This window comes from Shouchella rhizosphaerae (assembly GCF_036700015.1).
GTDB lineage: Bacteria > Bacillota > Bacilli > Bacillales > Bacillaceae_D > Shouchella > Shouchella rhizosphaerae.
In genome coordinates, this window is record NZ_CP144921.1 from 4,059,984 (window position 1) to 4,085,019 (window position 25,036).

The following is a 25,036-nucleotide window of genomic DNA, read 5'->3' on the forward strand; positions in this document are numbered from 1 at the left end:
GGTCACTCTATTCCTAAAAACAATTCCACCTCACTTTGCCTTATAAACGCCACTATAAGTAAAAGGTCATAGTCCTATCATCCTTCAATCTCTCCACTATTTTATAAATAACCGTTCGCCTAACAACTAAACCCCTTTTTTACACATAACTGGTTTTCGCAGTAAAGCAATAGCCCCAAAAGCGATTCGCTAGAGGGGCTATTGCTATAGACGTTCATGATCATTGTTTAACAATGCTCGCTCTACATCTTCTTTCTCAATTTGCATAAATCCAGGTCGGCCGACCTCTGCATCTGCCACACGCAGAGCCTGCTCTTGGATGATAGCTTCAAACACTTTCATGACGTAGCGACCATTGCCTCCCCTATTCGCAGACTTAAAATGACCTTTTAGTAAATCAAGTGCTGGTTGCGACCATTCATACCGATAGCTCTTTGCTTTGGCAAGTAGCATCTCGTATCGTTCGTCGGGCGTATAATCTGGAAAATGAATGGTTTTGCGCACGCGCGATTGGAGACCTGGATTGCTTGTTAACAGCTGCGCCATTTCTTTGCCATAGCCAGCAAAGACAACAACTAAGTTGGCTTCATAGGTCGTCATTGCTTGCGTTAATGCGGTCAACGCTTCCTTGCCATAGTCATTCGTGCCGCCTTGCGCCAGAGAATACGCTTCATCAATAAACAAAACGCCGCCAAGGGCATCTTCAATCACTCTCTCTGTTTTCAATGCCGTCTGCCCTACAAACCCGCTAACGAGATCGCTACGAGAAACTTCGACTACATGGCCCTTTTTCAACAAACCAATTTGGTTTAGCGCTTCCGCGTAAAGCCTGGCTACTGTCGTTTTCCCTGTGCCAGGAGCCCCTGAAAACACTGTATGGAGCGGCATCGGCGGTACGGCTAAGCCCATGTCACGCCGTGCTTCTTTTACTTTCGCGTACGCAGTCAGTTTTTTTACTTCGCGCTTCACTTCTTCGAGCCCGATAAGTGCATCAAGGCGTGAAAGAGCATCTTCGGCTCGTTGAGGCGTTGTCGATTGAATATGCGTTTCATTAAGCAATACCAAATCTGCCTCTGACTCACCACTGCCAGAAGCCCCTTTTTCAAAAATAGCGGCGCGGACAATGTTTTCGACAACACGAGCATTGCCAAACGACTGGTCGATTTTTGCTCGTTCAATTTCCGCTAATACTTTTTTTAAGGCTTGTTCGGTGAAAACAAAGTCGTTTTCCAGCGCGATTGTTTCGGCTATATCCAGCAATTCACTTTCCGCGTAATTTTGCAAATGAAGTTGATTTTGTTCTGGAAAACGGCTCCTTAGCCCCGGGTTGGAACGTATAAACGTAGCCATTTCTTTTGGATAGCCTGCAAGGATAACAGCAAAGTTGCCTGCATACTTGCCGCTTGTCATCGCCGATACGAGCGTGTCAATAACTGCTTGCCCGTAATCATTGCCTCCTTGCCCAGCTCGTTTTAAACTGTACGCTTCGTCAATAAACAGGACGCCGCCAGCAGCACGCTCAATGGCTGCCATTGTTTGCTCTTCTGTTTGCCCGACGTAACCAGCAACCAGTTGGGCCCGGTCTACTTCATACACTTCTGGTTTAGAGAGAATGCCTAACTCATAATAAATTTTAGCAAGCAGCCTCGCTAAAGTCGTTTTTCCTGTTCCTGGGTTTCCTGTCATGATCATATTTAAATTGAGCAGCTGCTTTGTTTGCAGTCCACGCTTTTTCCGTTCCTGTTGATACTTTAGAAACAAGTACAGCTTATGGATTCTCGCTTTTACGTCTGCAAGGCCGACCATTTCATCGAGCTCTGCTAAAGCAGGCTGATGCTCTTGCGACTTGGCCAATTGAGCAGCCTGTTCATAAAATCGCTGTCCAAGCGTTGTCGCCTCAGCCACAAGTTGTTTTAGCGTTTGAAACAATGGCTTTGAATAGTATTGACCTTGAAAGCTTTCAAGCAGTTGGGAAGCTGTATCAGCAAGAGCTTGCGCTTGATCGCGAAATGCGCTGACAATGGCCTCAAGTTCCCCATTGCCAGCCAATTCCGTCTGCTCCCAATTTGCTAGAAACCGGTTTGCTTGTTCTTGAACGCGAGCAATCGCTTGTTGTTTGCCGCGAAGTTGGTCGGTTTCACGGAGGTGTGGCCATTGTTTCGGGATCAGTTCAGCTTCTACCCACTCTGTTGCTTGGCCACGCTGCTTTAGCTGGTGGACAATTTGCTTAGAAGCGCCCATTTCCTCCGCTTCCTTTAACCATTGGTGCACAAACAAGTCAAGATGTTTGCGCCGCTCGAACCGGTACCGAGCTAGCTCTACGAGTTCATTTGCAGACATGGGCTCGGTTGCGTCGTTTCTTGTCAAACGTTTCCGCCAGAGCGCGGCTTCTGCCTGGATGGATTGTTGTCTGTCTTGCGCCACGCTGGTTCCTTCCTTTCTATTAATGGGAATGCCCTTCGTGGATAAATTGGCGTTTTTCCACTTCCAAATCCTTGCCATTAATCGGTTTGATTAAGTAACGATGGGCCTCTGGAAACGTTTCATTGGTCGATTCTACATGAATAAAGACATTGTTTTTAACGTTCGCATCGCGCCACTCGCCATTAAGCTCGATTTCTACAGATTCAATGTCTTTATCTGCATACCCTAAAGAAACATACGTACTTGCCCGTTCATTGTCTACCCAATCATTTGTTGTAAACATAAATGTGTCCATAAATTGGTCACCGCCTGTTAAAAAGCCGTTTTCAATTTCTACGGAAGCATCCAAATACTTGCGATAGCCATCGTCTTCCACTTTCAACCGTTCCGCCGCTAAATGGCGTTCATTGATTTGGTAAACAGCAAAAACTTCTTCTTGCTCCTCTTCAAAGACGGCCAGTAGCTCTACTTGTTCGTTATCTCGGCCGACCGCAATTGCTTCTTCAATCGTATCATGTACCGTCAAGTTCACTGGAATGTCGCCAGGGCCTGCGCTAATCATTAGCCCGCTGTAAGTGACAAGTGTCCATCCGACTAGCAGCACTCCGACGATCACTGTCTTTTTAAACCACCATGCTGAAACTAAGGCGCCTACAAGCAGGATTGCTGAGGCAACGAGCAACAAGACGCCGCCAATTCCTGGAGAGAACGAGATCAGCTGGTTTTCTAACAAAGGTTCTTGCAAGAACCAGTCCATTAGTGGGCTCATCGGTTCGTTCTGCAACGTTCGCAATACATTATGAGGCGGCTCTGTTTCGGTTAGCCAAGAAGTCACTATGAAAACAAGAAGCGCAATCACCCCTTCTGCACGAAAGGATTTTTGTCGTTCAGCGGGCGATAGCTTGGCTCCTTTTCCGCTTAAAGATAGCAAATGCCGAAACCCAAAGACAAGCAACGGAATAAAAAGAATGTGCTTGATGAGCAACAATTGGCCATACGACAGCATCCAGCTATTCACATACTCTGGTGCAATTTCCCCCATCATGATAAAACCACTTGTTACAAGCAATAGCAAACTAAAAACAGCCACAACCGAAAACCATTGATGAAACTTCAACGCATTGATTAGTGACGTTCCATAAAGACCGATGACGAGCAATGGCCCAATCCAAAAAGCCATCGCCACCATATGGAGACTACTGCTAATCATCCCGTGCAAACCGTTTAGAGAAGCACTATGGCTTGACAGGCTGATTGCAAATGCCAGCAAAACAATGAACACAAGATTGATACCTGCGGCAATAGGCCGCAGTGCTGTATTCTTTGCCATTGCTAGCCATACAACAGCCATGAGCACGACAATCAAGCTCCCATATAGAAAACTAGCGCCAACAGCATGATCAGCAATGACGGTCATAAGCGCATCAAGGTAGGAAATAGCAAAAAAATCGGCATAAGTAACCGCCAATTTGGCTACATAGCCAAATAACACAATAACAATCCCGCCTAGCATCAGCGCAGCCGTTTGTTGTTTTGGCTCAGCACGGAGCCCCCGTTCGCCAGGGGCAAGAGCGACGGTAAAAATCCCTGTCGTAAACGCCAAAAGCGTATAGAGCAGCATATTTAAGATTGCATCAATCATGTCTCTCCTCCATTAAAAATCGCTACCCCCATCATAGCAACCTGTTGTTGCCGTGAATAGCAAAGCGCTCAAACTGAGCGAAAAACGTCAAAAAAGCCGCCAATTTTGGCGGCTACAGACCAATCTCTATGATGTGGTCAACAAAAGTGTACCTAAGGGAACTACCCTTTTGGAGGAACATAGTTCGGCTGTTCATTGGACTTGTTGGCCATTTTTTTGCCGTTGTTCCGATCTGATTTGCGTGATTGTTCGCCTAAGTGGTCAGGCGTAAATTGGGCAAATCTTCGATTGTTGTCTCCCATGTGATCCCCTCCATGAGTTTAGCTTGCCCAATGCAGCGCCCACCGAGGCTTCCTTATTTTGGCATTGAGTGTTTTTGTTCAAACCGTGCTTCCAAACGCTCCATTGCTTCCCGATCTTGAGTAAGACGCTCACGGTTTTGCCGCACCAATTCGGCAAAAGATACTTTTCCTACTCGCCTCATATTTGTTCACCTCTTTTTTTCTATTACTATTGCCTGAATTCTTACTTTTTAAACCATTTCCATTAGCCGGCATTCGCCAATTTTTTCACTTTCTGCTCCGATTGACGTCTACGACAACCATCTTGGTCATATAAGTAAACCATTACAACAAAAAAGGGTGAATAGCATGGAAAAAAAGGAACTTGAACAACTTTTTGAAACAAAATTGCGACGGCCATTGTCCGAAAAAGAACAGCACTTTCTTTCTTGGATGGCCCAAAAAAGCAATCATCACAACCGCCGCTCTCGTCCCGCTGCTAAAAAATGCATGAATCGGCGCTAATAAAAAAACTGCCTGAAAATCAGGCAGTTCTTTTATTTCATTACACGGTAGCCAATTTTTCACGTAACACCATTTGCAAAATACCACCATGGCGATAGTAATCGATTTCTACATCGCTATCGAAACGGACAAGCGCCTCGAATTCTGTTTTCTTGCCATCTTCGCTAACAGCCGTCACCGTCACATAATCCCGTGGTTTTATTTCGTTAGTAATAGCGACAGAAATGGTTTCTTTTCCTGTCAAGCCAAGGGATTCTGCACTTTCGCCTGCTTTAAATTGAAGAGGCAAGACGCCCATGAGCACCAAGTTGGAACGGTGAATACGCTCATAGCTTTCGGCGATAACCGTTTTAATACCGAGCAAGTTCGTACCTTTGGCTGCCCAGTCACGAGAAGAACCCATGCCGTAATCTTGACCAGCTAGAATTACAAGGCCTGTATTGTCTTCCTTGTATTTCATAGCGGCATCATAAATAGACATCACTTCTCCAGTCGGCCAATAAGTCGTGTAGCCGCCTTCTGTGCCTGGAGCAATTTGGTTACGAATGCGGATATTGGCGAACGTGCCGCGCATCATGACTTCATGATTGCCTCGGCGAGAGCCATAGGAGTTAAAGTCTTTTGGTTTAACGCCTTTTTCCATCAGATACTGACCTGCTGGTGTATTTTTGCCAATCGCTCCAGCTGGAGAAATGTGGTCCGTTGTGACAGAGTCACCAAATTTACCAATTACACGCAAGCCATCAAGTGGTTTCACTTCTTCTGGATCTTTGGCAAGCCCTTCAAAGAATGGCGGATTGGCAATATAAGTTGAATCGTCATCCCACTGGTAAAGAGCGTCGTCCGTCGTGTCGATTTGATTCCAACGTTCATTGCTCGTGAACACATCTGCATATTCACGACGGAATAGCTCAGGTGTAACAGTTTTATCAACAATTGTCCGGACTTCATCAGACGTTGGCCAAATATCTTTAAAATAGACATCATTGCCGTCTTTGTCTTTGGCAATTGGGTCATTTAAAAGGTCAACATCAACTGTGCCTGCCAATGCATAAGCAACAACAAGCGGCGGCGACGCCAAATAGTTCGCTTTTACAAGCGGATGGATGCGCCCTTCAAAGTTACGGTTTCCAGACAGGACAGACGTTACGGTCAAGTCATTGTCCGCAATCGCTTGTTCCACTTCCTCTTCAAGCGGGCCAGAGTTACCGATACATGTTGTACAGCCGTATCCAACTAAATGGAAGCCGAGGTTTTCTAGATAAGGCATCAAGCCAGAATCATTCAAATAGCCTGTTACCACTTTAGAACCAGGCGCTAGTGATGTCTTTACGTACTCAGGCACTTTCAAACCTAGCTCGCTCGCTTTTTTGGCAACAAGTCCTGCGGCTACAAGCACATATGGGTTGGATGTATTTGTACAGCTCGTAATAGCAGCAATCGCTACAGCACCCGTTTTCATTGTCGTTTTGCGGCCATCTGCAAAGTTGACTTCAACGGTTTTATTAAATTCATCTTTTGAAAGACCGAGTCCTTGGTTTCCTGCTGGCGCAACGACAGCATCTTGGAAAGACTTTTGCATGTCTGGTAGCTCGATCAAATCTTGTGGACGCTTAGGGCCAGACAAGTTGGCATGGATCTTAGACAGATCCACTTCCACCACATCTGTGTAAACCGGATCAGGCGTTTCACCAGGGACATAGAACATGCCGTTCGCTTTGCAGTACGTGCGAACCAAATCAATTTGCTCTTCAGAGCGTCCTGTCAGGCGCAAATAATTCAACGCCTCTTCGTCGATTGGGAAGAAGCCGCAAGTCGCACCGTACTCAGGGGCCATATTCGAAATCGTCGCCCGATCAGCAAGAGGCATATCAGCAAGGCCAGGGCCAAAGTATTCGACAAATTTACCGACAACACTCTTTTTCCGCAATACTTGCGTCACTTTTAAGGCGACATCAGTTGCTGTTGTCCCACTTGGCAGTGAGCCTGTAAATTTCAAGCCAATCACTTCAGGAACCGGGAAGTAAGAAGGCTGTCCAAGCATCCCAGCTTCCGCTTCAATGCCGCCAACACCCCAACCGAGAACACCTAAACCGTTAATCATGGTCGTATGGGAATCAGTTCCCACTAACGTATCTGGAAACGCAACGGTTTCGCCGTCTTGTTCAACAGCGTGGACGACGTTGGCAATGTACTCTAAATTCACTTGGTGGACAATACCTGTTGCCGGTGGCACGGCATTGTAATTGTCGAATGCTTTTTTCGCCCAATTTAAAAATTGGTAGCGCTCTGCATTGCGTTCAAATTCCAAATTCATATTATAGAGCAATGAATCGTCTGTTCCGAATTTGTCGACTTGGACAGAGTGGTCAATGACAAGGTCGACTGGAATTTCGGGATTGATTTGGTCGGGATTTCCTCCGAGGTCAGCCATTGCTTTACGGAGCGCAGCTAAATCGACGACCGCCGGAACGCCAGTAAAATCTTGGAGAATAACACGTGAAGGCTTAAATGGAACGTCGATCTCCTTTACGTCCTTTGTGCCCCACTTTGCTAGGTTTTCAACATGCTCTTTTTTAATGACATAATCATCGTACTGCCTTAATACGGACTCAAGCAGGACTTTAACGGAATAAGGCAACTTGCTGACTTTTCCGATCCCGGCTTTTTCCAGCGCATCAAGCGCATAGTAATGGTACGTTTTCCCATTCAGGTCAAAAGAAGACTTAGCATTAAACACGTCTTGTTTTTTTGACATCGAAAGACCCCCTTATCAGCATTATCATAACGTATTATGAGAGCGTTGTCTAAAGATTTGCCCGTCCGTAAGCGCTTTTACAAACAGGCATTCAGGAAGATTTCCCTTCATTAGGATAGCAAAAGTTGCGCCAAGTTTAAATCTTTTTTCGACAAAAATATTAAATTTGAATAGAAAAAATGGTTGCCGCCTTATACTAAGGAGCAAGGAGGAATGCTTCATGACGGAACGACATACATTTAAAAGCCAACGCCGCAACCAGCCAAAAGGCAAGCAAGGAAGTGGCCAGCCGGAGCCATTGAGTGGCTCGCACAAAACCAAAAAAGCCAACCAAGTCAATCAAACAAACGGCGAATGAGCATGAAAGTCCGCCCATACGCTTTTTTTTCGCTTGCATAGACTAGAACATACCTTGTTAAAAGGAGGTTCAACTATGAGCGGATATGGTGGAGGCTTTGCACTTATCGTTGTCTTGTTTATCTTGCTAGTAATTGTCGGCGCAAGCTGGTTCTAGGCTCGTAAAAGGCTGCCATGGCAGCCTTTTATTGCATTTTTCTTTACGCAGTCCATCCAGGCTCGTACGTATAAACAACCGCACCAAAATGTTTGGCTGCTCCTCGAAAACTTTTCATATCCTCTTGTTTCGTCAATACGTTGCGAAACACTGGGAACTCTTCTTTTGACACCGTCACTTCGGTTACTTCATTTGTCCGTAATGCTTGCAGCAATTGCGCTGCTTTTTCTTCTGTCACTATCCAGCCCCCCTTGATCAACGCAGCATTCATCCCTTTTTCCTCCATTGAAAAAAACGCCATGTTGCTAGCGCCTATACCCATTTTATGATACAGTGAATGCGAAGAACAAGCAAAATGGGAGGATGAACATGTCAGGTTGGGATTGGTTTATGAGTTTTATTATTCTATGGACGTTCATCTTGCTTGGACTTATGCTCATCGGTGGCTATTTTATGTTCCGCAAATTTTTAAAGCGCTTGCCAAAAGCAGACGGCAAATCGATTCTTGATTGGCAAGAACATTACATTAATCAAGCATTACCCCTATGGGGAGAAGACCAGCGTACGTTGCTTAATGAACTCGTTGAGCCTGTCCCTGAACTGTTCCGCGATGTCGCAAAGGAAAAGATTGCAGGGAAAATTAGCGAGATTGCCATTAAAGAAAAAGCAACTACATTAACGCTAGACATTATGATCCGTGGCTACATTATCGCTACACCAAAACGCGACCATAAATTTTTGATTAAAAAACTAACCGAAAAAGAAATTGATTTGGCGCCGTACGAACATTTGCTTGACCGGAATGCAGAAAGCCGTAAAATGAACGCACAATGACAGTAAGCCTGTTGGCCAATGGCCGGACAGGCTTTAATCGGTTTAAATAGCGGCTGTTTTTTCTCTTGCCTGTAGCAAATACATTTTATAATAAAGACCTTTTTTACTCAGCAACTCCTCGTGGGAACCTTGTTCCGCAATTTCTCCTTGGTGGAGCACCAAAATTTGGTCAGCGTGCTTAATCGTCGACAGGCGATGGGCAATGGCAATCGTTGTCCGGTTTTGCTCCATTGCCACAAGTGCTTTTTGAATCGCTTCTTCTGTCTCGGTATCCACCATAGCCGTCGCTTCGTCGAGGATTAAAATAGGCGGGTCGGCTATCATCGTTCTTGCAAAGGAAAGCAGTTGCCGTTCGCCACTTGAAAACGTCCCTCCCCTTTCAGTCACTTCCGTTTGATAGCCATCAGGCAACTTATTAATGAATGCATCAGCGCCGACAAAAGCGGCGGCAGCCTCTACATCAGCTTGCGTATACCCATCACGGAAGAGCGTAATATTGCTGGCAATCGTACCGCTATACATAAACGGGTCTTGTAACACAAGCCCAACTTTTTGCCTTAGCTCTTCCTCTGGATAGGCGGATAGCTCGTTTCTGTCTATACGAATAGAGCCTTGCTTCAGCGGGTAAAAACGCAACAACAAATGAATGATAGAGCTTTTCCCGCTACCAGTGTGGCCAACAATGGCAAGTGTCTCGCCTTTTTTGACGGTGAATGAAATGTTTTTTAGCACGTCGGTTTTCCCGTCATAAGAAAAAGTCACATTATCAAATTCAATTTCACCGTCTGCCATTTGCGGCTTATCGTCCCCCTGTTTACCTGGGGCAAACTCCTGTTGGTCCATTAAACGGAAGACCCGCCCGGCAGAAACGATCGCTTGTTGGAATAAAGATAACCGCTGCATGATTTGGTTGACCGGCTCAAAAAAACGGTCTAGGTAATTGACAAACGCATATAACACGCCAATTTCTACTGGACCAGCAAAGGAGCCGAAGCCAAAGTACAAAAGAATGATGGCAATGGCAAGGTGGCTTAACACATCGACGATCGGCCTAAGGAGCAATCCGTCTGCTTTCATTGCCCGGAACCCTGCGCGGTAATGGGCTTCATTTGTATCCGCAAATTCTTTTTGCAGACGCTTCTCTTGCCGGAACGCTTGAATAATGGCCATCCCTTGGATCGACTCGCTCAACTTCGCATTGATCTCACTCAATTTGGCGCTCACTTGTTCATAGAAGCGAGAGCTGATTTTACGGTACAAGCCAACTACAGCAAGAAGGAGTGGCAGAAAAGCCAAACAATAGAAGGCAAGTGTCGCATTTAAGTAAAACATCGCCAAAAACGTCCCGATCATAAATACGCCGTTTTGAACAAAGACCGCGAGCACGCTAACGTATAGTTCCTTGATGGCTTCGGTGTCGTTTGTAATCCGTGAAATAAGAGCGCCACCAGGCATGCGGTCAAAAAAAGACAGCCCTAGCTTTTGAACATGGGCGAAGACATCGAGCCGTAATGCTTGGACAATATTTAGCGCAATTCGCCAAAAAAGGACGCTTTGTACATATTGGCCAATCACAGCCGCGATTAATAGCCCTACATACAAGACTGCAAGCGTTAACAGTGGTTTCAGTTCAAATAATTGCGGCGTTAAATAATCGTCAATAAAGCGGGCAATCAAAATTGGTTGCAGCAGTTCCGCTCCGGCAGCGACCATCATAATAGCAAGAGCCAACATGAACCGCTTCTTATGCGGGCCAGCGTAACGGAGAAGCCGCCAAAAAACGGCTCGCTGCTCACGTCCTGTCATAACGCCATCTGTATGTTTCATTCATTTCCCCCCTGCTCCACGGCCGATTCAAGCTGCTGGCGCTCATACATTTCTTTATACCAGCCACCTTGTTGCATTAGTTCAGCATGAGTGCCTGATTGGCTAACCTTTCCGTCTTCAAGCACGAGAATAAGAGAGGCGTGGCTAATCGCACTTAAGCGGTGTGCCGTCATGATAATGGTCCGTTCCCGTTTTTCTGTTTGAAGTGCTTGTAAAATCGCTTCCTCTGTTTTCGCATCGACCGCTGACAAGGCGTCGTCAAGTACGAGCAAAGTTGGGTCGCTTAACAACGTCCGTGCAATGGAAATACGCTGCTTTTGCCCACCAGAAAGAGTCACGCCCCGCTCTCCAACGATGGTGTCATAACCAGCAGGGAAACGGAGAATGTCTTCATGCACTTGCGCTAGCTTACACACAGCGACAATTTCTGCTATTGACGCTTCTGGCTTCGCGAAGGCAACGTTTTCAGCAATGGTCGCTGAGAAAAGAAAATGTTCTTGGGGCACAAGGCCAAATGCGTCTTTAATGCAGCTAAGTTGATAAGCCCGGACCGAATGGCCATCAAGGAGGATATCCCCCTCCGTAACATCGATCGTGCGCTGCAACAGTGACAACAATGTTGTTTTTCCGCTGCCTGTCCTTCCGACAATGCCCAGTGTCCCACCTTTCGGCAAGTGAAAATGGACATTCTCAAGCACATTTGCCCCGTCTGGCGAATAGCGAAAAGCGTCAATACGGACGTCGAGCTCACCTTGGATGTCCAAATCAAGTGCCTGCTCCCTTTCAATAATGTCTGACTTTTCATTCAACACAGCGCGGATGCGGTCATACGATGCATGTCCCCTTTCCACTACATTGAAGAACATGCCAATCGCCAACATCGGCCAGATCAAAAGACCTAAATAAACGAAAAAAGACGTCAACTGGCCAATCGTCATCGCCCCATCAGCGACAAACAAACTTCCAACAGCGACTGCTAGCAAATAACAACTGCCGATCACAATCGTAATTGTTGGATCAAACAACGCATCGACCCTCGCGACAGCCATATTCTTTTCGACCACATGGGCTGATGTTTTCGCAAAACGGGAAACCTCTTCTTGTTCACGGCCAAATGCTTTCGTTACTTTCATTCCGCCTATACTTTCTTGGACGGTGTTGTTTAAAACACTAAAGGCAGCCTGTGCCCCAGCAAAACGACGATGAAGCAGTTTTCCATAATAGCTCGTTAATAGCGCCATAAACGGCAATGGCAACAATGTAATAAACGTTAACTGCCAACTGATCGAAACAGCCATTGTTACAACGACCATCCCACCAAGCAAGCAGGCGTCTACTATCGTTAACACACCTTCCCCAGCAGTCGCTTGGACCGCGCGCACGTCGTTTGTGGAGACGGCCATCAAGTCCCCCGTTGTCCGCTTATGGTAAAAAGAAGCAGGCATGTTCGTAAAATGCCGATACAAATCAAAACGAATTTGCCGAGCTAACTTTAACGACGTCCCAAAAATGAGTAAACGCCACAAAAAACGCAATATGTATAAAACAACAGCAATCCCTAAAATCAAGCCGACAGCGTTTACCAATGCAGACGGTGTTAAGCTAGCGTCGGCAATCCCATCGACAACTTCCCCAATCACACGAGGGGGAATGAGCGATAAAAAAGAGACGACGGCAAGCACTGCAATTCCGCTTGCATAAGCACGCCAATGCTTTTTAAAAAACCAGTTTAAGTCGACAAAAACACGCATACCCCTGCCTCCCACTTCGATCGTTTCAGTAAAAATTCATATTATTTAAAAACCAAATGACAGTGAACACCCTGCCGCTCAGACAGGGTGTTCACTTATTTAGACTGTTGCTTTTGCATCGCTTTCATCATTTGCGTGATTTTTTTCTGCGATGGATTTTGACCCATTTGCTGCATCATAACACGCAACATCTGTTCATTGATTGGCGGATTTTTTTTCAAATAGGACATCATTGTTTTGCGGGCAATGAAAAAGCCAATGGCTAATCCCGCAAGAACAGCGACTGTATAGCCGATAATATGCCAAACCATTCCTGCTTCTTCCTCCTTAACCCTTTCTTGTTAACTCGTATACAACCTAATCTATTATACATGAGCCCTTTCTAATTTAAAAGGACTTGCGATGGATTCAGTCATTATTATTCAAGACACACGGCAAAGCAGGACGCTGCAAACCTTGTTTCCATGAAAAAAGCGCGCTTAAAGCACGCGTTGTTTTTCAAAAGGTTGGAGCCAGCCAAACCGCCCATCTGCGACATTCACTGCAAAAAAGTGACTGTCGACTTCCTTCAACACATCAAATACAGTCGTCTCTGCACTTAAATCACCAAGTGCTTCCAACTGGATACTTTTATCGCCAAGCTCTACGAGGCATCTGTTTCGCTCATTAAATACCGAACGCAGCTCATAACCATTTCCTTTTTTAAGCCCATACCGTTTCTGCAGCGCTTCGTGGAGTTTGGCTTTCGGAAGCGGTTTCGTAATGTAATCCACTTGCCGATCATAGATATGCCGTTCGCTTTGCTTCGCCTTTGCCCGTTCTGTAAACAATTGAAACAGCTTGGCCTCTTTTCCTGAAAAGGAAGCGGCCACTTCATCGCTAAGCAAATAAAGCTCATAGTGCCTCATTGTCTATCGCCTCCCGGATAAGCTACTGCTAGTATACACTTTTTGTTCTGAAATAACTGTCTTTTCCCGCTGAAATTGATCGCTAGTTTTGTCGAAAAAGAAAAAGGCTCAAGTAGAGCCTTTTTCGTTACTCTCAATTAGGACAAACGCATGCCTTATTTCTTTAATAACGCTTTTGCCCGTGAAACGACATTGTCAACCGTAAAGCCGAACTCAGCAATAACCGCTTCACCTGCTCCAGAAGCGCCGAACTTGTCAATGCCAAGCACGTCTCCTTCGTCGCCTACGTATTTTGCCCATCCAAATGAAGAGCCCATTTCAATCGCCAAACGCGCTTTTACGTCTCTCGGAATGACTGCATCTTTGTATTCCTGTGGCTGTTCCTCAAAACGGTCCCAAGACGGCATGCTAACTACTGAAGCATCGATGCCCTCATCAGCAAGTGCAGCTTGTGCTTTTACAGCTAACGGCACTTCTGAACCAGTTGCCAACAGCACAACTTCTGGTTTATCTTGTGGCTCCGATACAATGTATGCCCCTTTTTTGACCCCTTCATAAGCCTTTTTATCAGTGCCTTTTAACGTATCGACGTTCTGACGGCTAAGAACGAGCACGGTTGGACGGTCTGACGACTCTAGTGCGATTTTCCAAGCAGCAGCTGTTTCGTTTCCGTCACCTGGACGGACAACGGACAAGCCAGGCATTGCCCGCAATGCCGCAAGATGCTCTACCGGTTCGTGCGTTGGGCCGTCTTCGCCAACAGCAACGCTATCATGAGTGAGCACATACGTGACTGGCACGCCCATAAGCGCAGATAAGCGAATAGCCGGACGCAGGTAATCGGAGAAGACAAAAAAGGTTCCCCCAAATACTTTCAATCCGCCGTGGAGCGCCATTCCGTTTAAAGCCGCTCCCATTGCAAATTCGCGGACACCAAACCAAATATTGCGGCCAGCATAGTTATCACGACTAAAGTTGCTTTCCCCTTTTAGCGTTGTTTTGTTTGAGCCAGCAAGGTCAGCAGAGCCGCCAAACAATTCAGGCGTATGGGCGGCAAGAGCATTGAGCGCCTCGCCTGAAGAAGCCCGCGTCGCAAGGCTCGTGCCGTGTTCATAAACAGGCAAAGCTTGGTCAAATCCTTCTGGCAACTCCCCTGAGAAAGCGCGCTCGTACTGCGCAGCCAATTCAGGATTTTCTGCCTTGTATGCCGCAAACAAGTCGTTCCATTCTGCTTCTTTCGCTGCCCCTTCTTCTTTGACTGCAGCAAAATAAGCCTTCACTTCCTCTGGAATGTAGAAGTCTTCCTCAAACGTCCACTTGTATGCTTCTTTTGTTAACTTTACTTCTTCAGTGCCAAGTGGAGATCCGTGTGAAGCAGATGAAGCCGCTTTGTTTGGTGAACCATAGCCAATGACTGTTTTGACTTCAATGAGCGTCGGACGGTCTACCCGTTTTGCTTCTTCAATCGCGCGGTGAATTTCCTCCATATCCGTGCCATCTTCTACACGAACAACATGCCAGCCATAAGCTTTGAAACGGTCTTCGACACTCTCAGAGAACGATTCATGCAAATCGCCATCAAGTGAAATGTCATTTGAATCATAAAGGACAATTAAACGTTCAAGCTTCAAATGACCAGCTAATGAAGCGGCTTCTTGGGAAACGCCTTCCATTAGGTCGCCATCGCCGCAAATTGCATACGTAAAATGGTCAACAATCGGGTATTTATCAGTATTGTATGTAGCGGCTAAATGGCGCTCTGCCATTGCCATGCCGACTGCCATGGCAATCCCTTGCCCAAGCGGCCCTGTCGTTGCTTCGACTCCGTCTGTATGGCCGTATTCAGGATGGCCGGGCGTACGGCTGCCAAGCTGGCGGAAAGACTTCAAGTCGTCAAGCGTCACGTCGTATCCACTTAAATGGAGCAAACTATATAGCAGCATGGAACCATGGCCAGCAGAGAGCACGAAACGGTCGCGGTTTGACCACTTCGGGTTCGCAGGGTTATGGTTCATATGCTTCGTCCACAGATTTAATGCCATTGGCGCTGCGCCCATCGGCATCCCTGGATGGCCGGAATTCGCTTTTTCAATGCTGTCGATGGATAGCGTACGGATTGTGTTAACAGCCAATTCTTCAACTTTATTTGTCAATGGATAACACCCTTTCTGCTGCCTTCTTTCCCTCTCATCATATACTTTCTGAAAAAAATGTACAAGCCTGAGTAGACTTGTACAGTTAATGCAATCGTTTATGTTTTTGCGCCTTGCTGTCCTTTAATTTTTGTGGAGTTACGTCATTCCCTTTCGCGTCGACGACTTTTACAGTATGGAGATGGTCCGTAAACGACGAGCGGAAAGCCGACAAATATTCGTTGCGAAGCGCTTTTTGTTCCATTGCTTGTTTTTTTGTCAAACCAACTGTTTTTGCTAGCTTTGACAATTCATTGATGCGATCAAGTTTTTCTTTTGACAACATCGTCATCACCTACCTTTTGTTTCGCCCCTCATCATAGCACTCATGCAACACAAGGGCAAACGATTCGCTTATGGGAGGCTAGACAAACATCGCATACGCTCTGCCCTGCTCCTAGGCGTTGGAAATGTCGTTCCAAGAAACCGTCGCTCACGCATTCCTTATGGACTCGTTTCTTTCTTCGCCTGTACGGCTGAGCGATTGGTTTGTATCATTTTTTGCTGTCAACCACCAGCTTATGCGTTTTCTTTAATGTATTTTTGATAACGGCGATGAACAGTCGCTTTTGAACAATCAACGCCCATCCCTTTTAAAGTTAAGGCAATTTCATAAAAAGTCAGCCCCCGGTCACGGAGCCTGACAATCTCTTCCACTGGTAAATCGAGTTCGTAGCGGCCACCGCCTCGTTTCTTAGACAAGTTCTGCTCTGGACGGTATCCACTCGCTACTGCTGTCCTCATTCCCCGTTTAATTTTTAAATTATGTAGTTTTCGTTGGTATTCTTCTACTATACCGACAATTTCCAGCACCATTTCATCCGCTTCAGACAATACAAGCTCCCCTTGATGATGGGCCGTATAAATAGGAACGCCATATTTTTTCAATTGGTACAAGAGCGCAATTTTCGTTTTTCCTCTGCCTAGGCGAGTATCATCCGTAATAAGCAAACAAGAGACAATCCCTTCTTTGCATAAATCCAATAAAGCAAGGAGGCAATCCCGTTCCAGGCTATAGCCGCTCGCCTGCTCTTTAAAAACAGTGTGTACATCCATGCCATTTGTCCTTGCCAATTCGACCAGTTCTTTTTCTTGCCTCTCTAAAGAACTGGCTTGGTTTTCTTTCGTCGTGCTCACCCGGCAATAGATAGCCGCCTGTTGTTTTTGTCCCTTTTCTGCCAATTCTCCGCGGCCTCCTTCCCGTGAAAATCCGCTAGCCCCTATCCACTAATCTAAAACCAAATCGATGTCGTCAACATTAGTGGCATGGCTACTGTGCTCAACCTCTTCATTTTATAAACAAAGATGCTTCCGATCTAAAAAAGATGAAGTATGTCTTTCTGGCACCTTTGCTTCGCTTACTTACATTGCTGGCAGTCTTAATTGTCAATTAAAAAAACGCGATCAATCGAAGTTGTTTCAACGATTTGCTCTTGCACGATTTGCTGTTCGTGTTTCTTGTTATCGTCTTTTTCCTGCTCGCCAGGCCATACCAAACTTGAGAAAATGAACAATACTGTTAAAATGCCGCCGCCTACTAGCCCCATATCTTGTTTCCTCAATACGATCACCCGTTCTTAGAGAATGTTTGTTCTGTTATCAGAATACAAGGAACAACTGTTCGTGTCAACTACTTTTTTTAGAACTTATGTTTGCGTTCATACGTTCGATATGGTAAAGTTTGTTTAGAACAGTTATATGAAAGCAGGTGGGAAAATGTCGAAATTATCGAAGCGCCAGGAAGAAATTTTGGCGTACATAAAAGATGAAGTAAAGAAAAAAGGGTACCCGCCGTCCGTCCGGGAAATTGGTGAAGCAGTTGGACTTGCTTCAAGTTCCACCGTACACGGCCACTTGGCCAGATTAGAAAAAAAAGGCTACATTCGCCGCGATCCTACTAAACCGCGGGCGATTGAAGTCCTTTCTCTCGGATTTGATAATGATACATTTGTCAAAAAAGAGACAGCAAGCTTTATTCCGGTAATCGGAAAAGTTACCGCAGGTGTGCCAATTACTGCTGTTGAAAACGTCGAAGATTACTTGCCACTCCCCGACCACCTTGCCGCTTACGACAATACGTATGCGCTTGTCATTCAAGGGGAAAGCATGATTGAAGCAGGTATTTACGATGGAGACCAAGTGATCGTACGGCAACAGCAAACAGCCGATAATGGCGATATTATTGTAGCCATGACAGAAGATAATGAAGCAACAGTAAAACGGTTTTTCCGGGAAAAGGACTACATTCGTCTCCAACCAGAGAATTCTTCAATGGAACCAATTATCCTTGAAAACTGCACGATTCTCGGAAAAGTCATCGGAGTGTTCCGCACGATCCACTAACGGACCAATAGGCTTTTTCAAGCTGTTGACCAAGCCCCTTAAATCTGAAATACGCTTGTCAGATGGAAGCAAAACAAAAGAGGTTCGTGCTTGACACGACTCGTCCAATCGATCAAAGCTAATTTTCTACAAACACTAAAGACTCTTTCATCGAATGGGGATAAAAGAGTCTTTTTTGTGTAGCTGCCATCTTGCAAATGACCAAGCAGTTTTTTCGCTCGTACATATAATAAATGAGAAGAAGGTGGTTCTACTTATGCCGTATTTAATTGCCTATTCCTTCACCAATCTTTTTTAAAAGCCATTAGGATGCCAAAGGAAAACAAGCTTAGTACTACTATAACGATAGCGATGCTACTAGCATAATAGCTATGCTCTGATGACCGAACAATCGCTGTTCTCATGCACCGAAAAGGACAAGAACGATCAAGCACTGGTAGAGCCAAAAATTTAACAACTAAATTAGCTATAGAACACCTCTCGCCCAACGTATTAACCTAATTCCATTTGCTTTCTTGCGAGTAGAACACTCGCAGAAAGCTTTTTTAGTCTGGTTGGCTGCTATGTTCCTTTTGCTGATGGCTAAGAGTCCATTTAAGCACGACTGCTGTCATCAGGAACAGCAAACCAGCCGAAATAAATACATATGGGATGCCATAGCCACTTGCTATCATTCCGCCGAGAACAGGCCCTAACACATTTCCAAGAAAGCGAAAACTTTGGTTATAGCCAAGCACTTCCCCTTGCATGGCAACAGGGCACGCCTGGCGGATAAAAGCGGTTGTGCACGGTAGTAAGCCGCCTACGGCCATGCCAAACAGAAAACGTAAGACAATCAGTTGCCAAAGAGAGCCGACAAATGCTTGTGGGATAAACAACAGGCCTGATAATAGCAGCAAAATCATCATCACTTTTTCATGGCCAATCCGATCACCGAATTGCCCCCAAGTACGAGTTAGTATTAAATTGCCAAGCCCAGTGACCGAGAAAGCAGCACCTGCTAAGAAAGCCATGTTTTCAGTATTATGGGTAATCTGGTTGACGTATAAGGCGAGCAATGGTTGAACACTAAACAGCGCCATTTGCACAATTAAAGCAACAAACATCACCATTAAGAGCAGCGGGCTTTTTACGATACGCCCAAGCACTTCTTTTGAACGATACTTTCTTTTCCTCTCGCCTTTTTCTTCGTAAACAACTTCCTTTACGCCAATTAAAACGAGGACTGTTGCGATTAGGAGAATCGATGACGTCAACAAAAATGTAAGTTCCATTCCCACTGTATCAGCGATCAATCCTCCAAAAAGAGGTCCAAGCAAACCGCCGGAAACTGTCCCTGTTTGCAATGTTCCTAGCATTTCACCTGCTGTTTTTTTGCTGCTTTGGGCAGCTATCAACGCCATTGAGGCAGGAATGAACCCCGTGGCAAGGCCCATAAAAGCACGCAATACAAACAACTGTTCTGCTGAATGGACGTATCCCATAAAAAAGACGGATAAGGCAATGCCTAATCCTGTACCGAGCAACACTTTTTTTCGTCCAAACCTGTCGCCGATTTTACCCCAAAGCGGGGCAACAAGAAAGGCGACAAAAAAAGAGACAGCAAACACATATCCTGCCCAGCGCTGGACTTCATCAACGTTGTAGTGACCAAAAGATTCAATGTATAGCGATAAAAAAGGAATGACCATCGTCATACTTGCCGAAACAAAAAAGTTGGCAAACCACATGATGAGCAAATTTCGTTTTTCAGGTTGTATTCCAATCACCTTCGTTTACATACTACTATCGATTTTATTTCGTCAATCTAAATATATAGCGGAAAAGAAGAACCGTCAAACCGTGAAAATCGCGATTTGAGGGCGCTACAATCGCAGGCAACGGAAAAAGGGCGCTTATTATTCCGTTATCACCATATTTCATGCAGTTGAATAGGCTAACAAAGGAAGGCAAGGAGGGTTTATATGGATAACGACAACGGCTGGGCTTTATTGGTAACCATCCTCGTGTTGTTTATTTTGTTGATTATAGTGGGGATTATTTTGTTTTTTCTCTAGGAGCCTATAAATGATAAGGAAACAATGAAATCAGTTGATGTTCAACAGGCTCCAGTTTAGTGGCGGTTACGCCGAGCAAGCGAATTTCTCGGTCTACCTGGCCGAACTTGTCCCAAAGTTCTGCTGCGTAGCTATAAATGTCGGCGCTGTCTCGGATCGGTGCCGTGAAACTGGTTTGCCTTGTTAGCGTCTCAAAGGAACGGTACCTAATTTTAACAACGATGGTTTTACATTGTTTGCCGTGTCGTTCCAAAACCGCCTCCACTTCTTTTGCTAAACGGCGCAATTCCTTCAAGACAGCGGCTTCAGACGTCAAAGGCTGGAAATACGTATGTTCTTTCCCGACCGATTTCCGTTCACGCTGTAAGTTCAGTGGCTTATTGTCAATCCCACGGGCTTTTCTATAATAGGAAATTCCTGCTTTGCCAAAATGATGGATCAAGTCAAGTTGTTCCATTTGATAGAGGTCTGCGCCTGTGTAGATTTTTAACTCGTGCATTTTTTTGCTTGTTTTTGGGCCAATACCAGGAAATTTTTCAATCGGCAATTGATGGATGAAGGCAAGTGCTTGTTCAGGCGTGATGACCGTCAAGCCTGCTGGCTTCCGGTAATCAGAGGCAATTTTCGCGATGAATTTATTGTAGGAGACGCCTGCTGAACTTGTCAGCCTTGTTTCCCGCCAAATATCTTGCTGAATGTTTTTAGCAAGAAGGGTCGCGCTTTTTATGTTTAATTTGTTTTCTGTGACATCCAAGTAAGCTTCATCAATGGACATTGGCTCGACTAAATCTGTATAGCGATGCATAATGTCCCTAATTTGAAGTGAAGCCTCTCGATAAGCGCTAAAATTCCCTTCTATAAAGATCCCCTCAGGACAACGTTTATAAGCTTCATATGCGCTCATTGCCGAGTGGATGCCGTATTGCCGCGCTACATAATTTGCTGTAGCAACAATCCCCTTCCCACCCGTTTTCCGGGGATGTTTTGCGATGATAACCGGCTTCCCGCGTAAAGAAGGGCAGTCCCGTTCCTCTACAGAAGAAAAAAAAGCATCCATATCAATGTGAATGATTTTCCTAGTTGTATCCCGATGAGGTTCTGGCAATTCAATCCCTGCAGAAAACGGCATCTTCCCTCTTCCCTTTCCAATTAGTATCCATTTTCATTTTAGCGAACGTTTGATCGGTTGTCAATTGCCATGATTTAGTATGGTACGTGAAATTTTGTTTAGCAACCATCTTTTAACTTGTCTCTTTGGTTGCTCCATTGTCTATTTTTAATTTATTGGATTGCTACAACCATCCAGCACGCGATTAAATCGAGTCCACCCTCTTTTTCGTTTATGCTATCCTGTAAATAGAACCTTCTTTTGCGGATTATAAAGGAGCGCACTTACTTATGAAAACGTTCGCTGACTTACAAATTGGCACGTATTCTCAACAACTTGCCTATCGGCTTTTAACAGAACTCGACTTAATGGCGGCACTCAAACATTATTCCCCGGTATTATGCGGTACGATTCCGTTAGGGATTGACATTCCCTCTTCCGACTTAGACGTAATTTGTGAAGTCCGTCAATTTGAACGATTTGAACGAACCGTAACGGCGCTGTATGGTGAACTCCCCCAATTTCGGCTAAAACGGAAAACGATTCGCGGCGTGCCGACAGTAAAGGCAAACTTTCGCTATCAAGGAAAGGCGTTCGAGTTATTTGGCCAGCCGCAATGTGTGGAATGTCAATATGCTTATTTGCATATGAAAATTGAACACATGCTTTTAATGGCCCATCCTGAATGGAAAGAAAAAGCGATAGAGATGAAAAAACAAGGCGTGAAAACAGAGCCGGCGTTTGCTTCTTTGCTTGGCATTAGCGGCGATCCTTACGAAGGGCTTTTAGCATATGGAAAAAAGGCGTTTGGAATTGGCTGCTAATAACGGTCTTCCCCACATGTTCAAAAGCCAGGAATGGCGTTTTCACCACACCCATGTCAGCTAGCGGAATGTGAAACTTTTATTCCGTGTCCTCGTATTTCGATTATAAGATCGTTTCTAGAGCTAGACAGAAAGAGTGTTCGAGCGTGCTAAGCTTTAAAATAAAAGATGTGCTTATCCTTCATGATAAAAAGAGCGTCACCGTGCTAGACGAACAAGACCGTATAGTAGGGGAAATAAAGAAAACGACTGTTCCTGGCAATGAGAAAGGCACTACGTTTGTCTTTGAACAAGAAGGCGTAAGAGCGACGCTAGGAATAAAAAAAGGCCGTTTGTTATTTGCAGCTTACCGGTTTCAACTCAACGGCGAAGAATTTCAGCTAAAAGACAACAAGCTTAACAGTGTTCTGTATTTTTGTGTCAGTGGCACCATTCACGGAAAAATATGGCGGATAGAGGAAAATTGGGATCAAGAAATAGAAGTGAGCGTAGACGGAAAAAAGGTTGCCCTTATCAAACCTAAATCGTTTTTAGGGGCTGATCTTCTCATCGACGCAGAAGCATCGCGCCATCCACTGCTCTTTTCTTTAACGTGTTTGATGTATTTTATGCTAAAAATTTATCGGGAGGAGACCGAATTCATCGAAGACGTCATGGAAGAGTTTCTTTAATGAATGTGTGCTGAATTTCGTATTCGTATGGGTTTTATAATTGACGTAATTAATATTATGTAAACTAAGTGATTCCATATGGTTTCATAGAAACGAATTGACAAACCGAGGTAGCAAAAGCGGCGGAAACGCTATAAGTTATATCTGTTATAAACAATAAATGCTCCCCCATTCTGTTAAGCAAAGGGGGGAGCCAACAGGAAGCCAATTATTCTAAGGGATCTGAGTTGAGGCGATGGTTTGACCGTTAACGTAGACCGTGCGATCATGACACAACTCTACATTCCAGCGATGTCTCATCCTCCCCTTATTTTTGTTCATTATAGTAATCATCTTTCAAAGATCGGCGATTGATGATAAAGCCTTGCTATTCGTTTGACGGCCCATCATCGAAAATGGTACGATTTTAACTGTTCATAATAACGAACAATATACTGTTTTAGGGCGTGAATTTATAGATGGAGCAAAAATATCATGTGCCTGCCTTAGATCGAGCCAACGCTGTATTAACGGTTTTAAGAGACGAACCATACAGATGGAAGTTATCCGATTTGTCGAAAATGATCGGGATTAGCAAAAGCACGCTCCATTCGCTGTTAGCAACAATGGAGCGCTTGCAATGGGTAAGCCGTGATCGCAATGAAACATATGCGATTGGGAGCGCTATAGGACGTTTTGGGAGCGCTTTTTTCCAGCAGTTCGATCTGAGTGAAGATTTTCGGCGCTTGGCCGAGCCAGTGATGCGCAATCTTCAAGAATCGATCCAACTAGCAGTGCTTGAAGGCAGCGACGTCCAATATTTAGCTAAAGTAGAAGCCCCCAGTCCTGTCCAGATGGTTTCAGGTCCAGGAGTTCGCTTCCCTGCGCATGCAACGGGTCTAGGAAAAGCTTTGATGGCCGACATGAATGAACAACAAATATGCAACTTATATCCGGAAGAATCACTTCCTAAAATTACCGTTCATACGATCGGCTCCAGGGAAGCTTTGATCCACGAGCTTAAGAATGTACGGAAAGCTGGATATGCAATGGATATTCAGGAAGGCGTCATGGGCTTTTGCTGTACAGCCGCACCGATTCGTAAAGCAAACGGAGAAATCGCCGCTGCGATCAGTTGTTCCATGCCGATTCACCATTGGGAAGGGAAGAAAGAGCGTGCCTTGGAAGAAATTGTCCAACTTGCCCAGCGCCTTTCTCACCTTTAATCATCGCATCATCCCCTCCACTCCTGAGAGATGAAAAACAGCCTTGTTCCGACATGTTCAAGTTTCGGAGCAAGGCTACATGGTTTTCTAGTTGTTGCATAAGGGATTTTCCGAACGAAAAATCGGCCTCAATAACTGCTCAAATCAACGGGGCAACAATGTGGTGTTAGCGATCCCAGCAGCGCCTACACATGACCAAGACCCTACATGTATTGATGGGTTTATCCATCAACCTGCAGCTGTCAGGCAATCATGATGAAACACGGCGGTATCCAGTTTGTCGCCAAGACGCCTCTCAATTTCAAGCATGTCCTCCTGCGATTACTCCCACTTAGAGCTCCCCTACCTTGTCTCATTTTAAGTCTTTTCCAAAAAGCACACATGTGATAGACAGCGTATTTAAATTAGCTGGTCTACGAATCTATTCTTTAACTTTCCAATTCCTTGAATTTCACACTCTATCACATTCCCTGCTCCAACCAGTTCTGCTCCTAGTGGGCTGCCTGTCAGAATGACGTCTCCAGGCTTCAACGTCATCACGCGGGACAAATAAGCAATCATTTCACGAACGGGCACAATCATTAATTCCGTAGCACTGTTTTGCTTCTCTTCCCCATTCAGGCGCGCTTCTACTCGAACGGTATCGGGATTCAATTCCGTTTCGATAAGCGGCCCCAATGGTGTAAATGTATCGAATGATTTGCCGATCATCCAATGGCCAGCTTCGTGAAAATACTGCGGTGCTGTTACGTCATTGCCAATCGTATAGCCAAAAACGTAGTCCAACACGTCGGACTCGTCGATATTTTTCGCTTCCTTCCCGATGATGACGGCTAATTCAGATTCAAACTTCACCTGTTCGTTAGCGCCTGGGATCACGATCGGATCATCAGGCCCAACGACAGAAGAAGTTGGCTTAAAGAAAAATACAGGAATATCGGGCAACGTCTCAGGCCGCTCTTCAACTTTGGCGACATAGTTAGCACCAATTCCAATTATTTGGTTCGGTACAAGCGGAGCAAGCCATTTTACATCTTGTGCTGGATACGTTTCGCCTGTAAAACGCCACTCAGCGAACAAATCGCCTTGAATGGCTTTAATTGTTTCGTGTTCAAGAACGCCTTGGCTTGTCTTTGCATTTACAGTAAATCGGACAAATTTCATCACCGTAA

The 25,036-nt window shown here is 45.2% G+C and carries 24 protein-coding genes; 7 read left to right on the plus strand and 17 right to left on the minus strand.

The window, feature by feature from the left end:
- Positions 1 to 204 precede the first annotated feature (204 nt).
- The 5 genes from V5G21_RS20315 to acnA form a co-directional block, all read right to left on the minus strand.
- Complete coding sequence (locus V5G21_RS20315) at positions 205 to 2,424, minus strand: AAA family ATPase (RefSeq protein ID WP_179289559.1); 2,220 nt, start codon at positions 2,422 to 2,424, stop codon at positions 205 to 207.
- A gap of 19 nt (positions 2,425 to 2,443) precedes the next feature.
- Positions 2,444 to 4,066: a copper resistance D family protein gene (locus tag V5G21_RS20320; protein ID WP_095316026.1), complete on the minus strand. Its 1,623-nt coding sequence runs from the start codon at positions 4,064 to 4,066 to the stop codon at positions 2,444 to 2,446.
- Positions 4,067 to 4,227: 161 nt separating this feature from the next.
- On the minus strand, positions 4,228 to 4,368 hold the full coding sequence (locus V5G21_RS20325; protein WP_095316025.1) for an acid-soluble spore protein N: 141 nt from the start codon (positions 4,366 to 4,368) through the stop codon (positions 4,228 to 4,230).
- Between the two features lie 53 nt (positions 4,369 to 4,421).
- Positions 4,422 to 4,550: an FbpB family small basic protein gene (locus V5G21_RS20330; RefSeq protein ID WP_011246999.1), complete on the minus strand. Its 129-nt coding sequence runs from the start codon at positions 4,548 to 4,550 to the stop codon at positions 4,422 to 4,424.
- Positions 4,551 to 4,912: 362 nt separating this feature from the next.
- The gene (acnA, locus tag V5G21_RS20335; RefSeq protein WP_011247000.1) at positions 4,913 to 7,630 is read right to left on the minus strand and encodes an aconitate hydratase AcnA; all 2,718 of its coding nucleotides are present in this window, start codon (positions 7,628 to 7,630) and stop codon (positions 4,913 to 4,915) included.
- 220 nt (positions 7,631 to 7,850) lie between these two features.
- On the opposite strand from acnA, the gene V5G21_RS20340 reads away from it, so the two are divergent.
- Together V5G21_RS20340 and V5G21_RS20345 are read left to right on the plus strand one after the other, a co-directional pair.
- On the plus strand, positions 7,851 to 7,988 hold the full coding sequence (locus tag V5G21_RS20340; RefSeq protein ID WP_035201383.1) for a small acid-soluble spore protein P: 138 nt from the start codon (positions 7,851 to 7,853) through the stop codon (positions 7,986 to 7,988).
- Positions 7,989 to 8,063: 75 nt separating this feature from the next.
- The gene (locus V5G21_RS20345) at positions 8,064 to 8,144 is read left to right on the plus strand and encodes a YjcZ family sporulation protein (protein WP_062750540.1); all 81 of its coding nucleotides are present in this window, start codon (positions 8,064 to 8,066) and stop codon (positions 8,142 to 8,144) included.
- A gap of 43 nt (positions 8,145 to 8,187) precedes the next feature.
- On the opposite strand, the gene V5G21_RS20350 is transcribed toward V5G21_RS20345, so the two are convergent.
- Entirely contained in the window at positions 8,188 to 8,445 is a 258-nt protein-coding gene (locus tag V5G21_RS20350) for a hypothetical protein (RefSeq protein WP_306204233.1), read from the minus strand.
- Between the two features lie 68 nt (positions 8,446 to 8,513).
- Between V5G21_RS20350 and V5G21_RS20355 the strand changes: the two genes are divergently transcribed.
- Entirely contained in the window at positions 8,514 to 8,978 is a 465-nt protein-coding gene (locus tag V5G21_RS20355) for a DUF2621 domain-containing protein (protein WP_035201385.1), read from the plus strand.
- 42 nt (positions 8,979 to 9,020) lie between these two features.
- Here the strand turns inward: V5G21_RS20355 and V5G21_RS20360 are convergent, their stop codons facing one another.
- From V5G21_RS20360 to V5G21_RS20395, 8 genes are all read right to left on the minus strand, one after another.
- Complete coding sequence (locus V5G21_RS20360) at positions 9,021 to 10,805, minus strand: ABC transporter ATP-binding protein (protein WP_095235901.1); 1,785 nt, start codon at positions 10,803 to 10,805, stop codon at positions 9,021 to 9,023.
- Complete coding sequence (locus V5G21_RS20365) at positions 10,802 to 12,556, minus strand: ABC transporter transmembrane domain-containing protein (protein WP_073304162.1); 1,755 nt, start codon at positions 12,554 to 12,556, stop codon at positions 10,802 to 10,804. The genes V5G21_RS20360 and V5G21_RS20365 overlap by 4 nt, the downstream gene beginning before the upstream one ends.
- A gap of 95 nt (positions 12,557 to 12,651) precedes the next feature.
- Positions 12,652 to 12,867 carry a YneF family protein gene (locus tag V5G21_RS20370; protein WP_011247005.1) on the minus strand — a complete coding sequence of 72 codons (216 nt, stop codon included), beginning with the start codon at positions 12,865 to 12,867 and terminating at the stop codon, positions 12,652 to 12,654.
- 168 nt (positions 12,868 to 13,035) lie between these two features.
- The gene (gene sirA / locus V5G21_RS20375; protein WP_011247006.1) at positions 13,036 to 13,464 is read right to left on the minus strand and encodes a sporulation inhibitor of replication protein SirA; all 429 of its coding nucleotides are present in this window, start codon (positions 13,462 to 13,464) and stop codon (positions 13,036 to 13,038) included.
- Positions 13,465 to 13,619: 155 nt separating this feature from the next.
- Positions 13,620 to 15,617: a transketolase gene (gene tkt, locus V5G21_RS20380; RefSeq protein WP_073304171.1), complete on the minus strand. Its 1,998-nt coding sequence runs from the start codon at positions 15,615 to 15,617 to the stop codon at positions 13,620 to 13,622.
- 85 nt (positions 15,618 to 15,702) lie between these two features.
- A complete protein-coding gene (locus V5G21_RS20385; RefSeq protein WP_035201394.1) occupies positions 15,703 to 15,942 on the minus strand; it encodes a DUF896 domain-containing protein in 240 nt (79 codons plus the stop codon).
- Between the two features lie 233 nt (positions 15,943 to 16,175).
- On the minus strand, positions 16,176 to 16,838 hold the full coding sequence (locus V5G21_RS20390) for a YneB family resolvase-like protein (RefSeq protein WP_011247009.1): 663 nt from the start codon (positions 16,836 to 16,838) through the stop codon (positions 16,176 to 16,178).
- Positions 16,839 to 17,035: 197 nt separating this feature from the next.
- The gene (locus tag V5G21_RS20395; protein WP_142237512.1) at positions 17,036 to 17,218 is read right to left on the minus strand and encodes a hypothetical protein; all 183 of its coding nucleotides are present in this window, start codon (positions 17,216 to 17,218) and stop codon (positions 17,036 to 17,038) included.
- A gap of 154 nt (positions 17,219 to 17,372) precedes the next feature.
- Between V5G21_RS20395 and lexA the strand changes: the two genes are divergently transcribed.
- The gene (gene lexA, locus V5G21_RS20400; RefSeq protein WP_011247010.1) at positions 17,373 to 17,999 is read left to right on the plus strand and encodes a transcriptional repressor LexA; all 627 of its coding nucleotides are present in this window, start codon (positions 17,373 to 17,375) and stop codon (positions 17,997 to 17,999) included.
- Between the two features lie 545 nt (positions 18,000 to 18,544).
- Here lexA and V5G21_RS20405 read toward each other — a convergent pair.
- A complete protein-coding gene (locus tag V5G21_RS20405; RefSeq protein ID WP_011247011.1) occupies positions 18,545 to 19,768 on the minus strand; it encodes an MFS transporter in 1,224 nt (407 codons plus the stop codon).
- Between the two features lie 292 nt (positions 19,769 to 20,060).
- A complete protein-coding gene (gene dinB / locus V5G21_RS20410) occupies positions 20,061 to 21,185 on the minus strand; it encodes a DNA polymerase IV (RefSeq protein WP_011247012.1) in 1,125 nt (374 codons plus the stop codon).
- Between the two features lie 269 nt (positions 21,186 to 21,454).
- Here dinB and V5G21_RS20415 point away from each other — a divergent pair, with 269 nt between their 5' ends.
- The 3 genes from V5G21_RS20415 to V5G21_RS20425 all read left to right on the plus strand — a co-directional run bounded on the left by V5G21_RS20415 (position 21,455) and on the right by V5G21_RS20425 (position 23,864).
- A complete protein-coding gene (locus V5G21_RS20415; RefSeq protein ID WP_095254784.1) occupies positions 21,455 to 21,988 on the plus strand; it encodes a DUF4269 domain-containing protein in 534 nt (177 codons plus the stop codon).
- Positions 21,989 to 22,134: 146 nt separating this feature from the next.
- The gene (locus V5G21_RS20420; RefSeq protein WP_095235905.1) at positions 22,135 to 22,659 is read left to right on the plus strand and encodes a hypothetical protein; all 525 of its coding nucleotides are present in this window, start codon (positions 22,135 to 22,137) and stop codon (positions 22,657 to 22,659) included.
- A gap of 458 nt (positions 22,660 to 23,117) precedes the next feature.
- On the plus strand, positions 23,118 to 23,864 hold the full coding sequence (locus V5G21_RS20425) for an IclR family transcriptional regulator (protein ID WP_011247015.1): 747 nt from the start codon (positions 23,118 to 23,120) through the stop codon (positions 23,862 to 23,864).
- A 399-nt stretch (positions 23,865 to 24,263) separates the two neighbouring features.
- On the opposite strand, the gene V5G21_RS20430 is transcribed toward V5G21_RS20425, so the two are convergent.
- Complete coding sequence (locus V5G21_RS20430) at positions 24,264 to 25,028, minus strand: fumarylacetoacetate hydrolase family protein (RefSeq protein WP_011247016.1); 765 nt, start codon at positions 25,026 to 25,028, stop codon at positions 24,264 to 24,266.
- Positions 25,029 to 25,036 lie beyond the last annotated feature (8 nt).

What these genes read in the sequence shown, in the direction of transcription:
- V5G21_RS20320 (WP_095316026.1), bottom strand. Translation starts at nt 4,066, where the DNA reads ATGATTGATGCAATCTTAAATATGCTGCTCTATACGCTTTTGGCGTTT.
- V5G21_RS20325 (WP_095316025.1), bottom strand. Translation starts at nt 4,368, where the DNA reads ATGGGAGACAACAATCGAAGATTTGCCCAATTTACGCCTGACCACTTA.
- V5G21_RS20330 (WP_011246999.1), bottom strand. Translation starts at nt 4,550, where the DNA reads ATGAGGCGAGTAGGAAAAGTATCTTTTGCCGAATTGGTGCGGCAAAAC.
- acnA (WP_011247000.1), bottom strand. Translation starts at nt 7,630, where the DNA reads ATGTCAAAAAAACAAGACGTGTTTAATGCTAAGTCTTCTTTTGACCTG.
- V5G21_RS20340 (WP_035201383.1), top strand. Translation starts at nt 7,851, where the DNA reads ATGACGGAACGACATACATTTAAAAGCCAACGCCGCAACCAGCCAAAA.
- V5G21_RS20345 (WP_062750540.1), top strand. Translation starts at nt 8,064, where the DNA reads ATGAGCGGATATGGTGGAGGCTTTGCACTTATCGTTGTCTTGTTTATC.
- V5G21_RS20350 (WP_306204233.1), bottom strand. Translation starts at nt 8,445, where the DNA reads ATGGCGTTTTTTTCAATGGAGGAAAAAGGGATGAATGCTGCGTTGATC.
- V5G21_RS20355 (WP_035201385.1), top strand. Translation starts at nt 8,514, where the DNA reads ATGTCAGGTTGGGATTGGTTTATGAGTTTTATTATTCTATGGACGTTC.
- V5G21_RS20360 (WP_095235901.1), bottom strand. Translation starts at nt 10,805, where the DNA reads ATGAAACATACAGATGGCGTTATGACAGGACGTGAGCAGCGAGCCGTT.
- V5G21_RS20365 (WP_073304162.1), bottom strand. Translation starts at nt 12,556, where the DNA reads ATGCGTGTTTTTGTCGACTTAAACTGGTTTTTTAAAAAGCATTGGCGT.
- V5G21_RS20370 (WP_011247005.1), bottom strand. Translation starts at nt 12,867, where the DNA reads ATGGTTTGGCATATTATCGGCTATACAGTCGCTGTTCTTGCGGGATTA.
- sirA (WP_011247006.1), bottom strand. Translation starts at nt 13,464, where the DNA reads ATGAGGCACTATGAGCTTTATTTGCTTAGCGATGAAGTGGCCGCTTCC.
- V5G21_RS20385 (WP_035201394.1), bottom strand. Translation starts at nt 15,942, where the DNA reads ATGTTGTCAAAAGAAAAACTTGATCGCATCAATGAATTGTCAAAGCTA.
- lexA (WP_011247010.1), top strand. Translation starts at nt 17,373, where the DNA reads ATGTCGAAATTATCGAAGCGCCAGGAAGAAATTTTGGCGTACATAAAA.
- dinB (WP_011247012.1), bottom strand. Translation starts at nt 21,185, where the DNA reads ATGCCGTTTTCTGCAGGGATTGAATTGCCAGAACCTCATCGGGATACA.
- V5G21_RS20415 (WP_095254784.1), top strand. Translation starts at nt 21,455, where the DNA reads ATGAAAACGTTCGCTGACTTACAAATTGGCACGTATTCTCAACAACTT.
- V5G21_RS20425 (WP_011247015.1), top strand. Translation starts at nt 23,118, where the DNA reads ATGGAGCAAAAATATCATGTGCCTGCCTTAGATCGAGCCAACGCTGTA.
- V5G21_RS20430 (WP_011247016.1), bottom strand. Translation starts at nt 25,028, where the DNA reads ATGAAATTTGTCCGATTTACTGTAAATGCAAAGACAAGCCAAGGCGTT.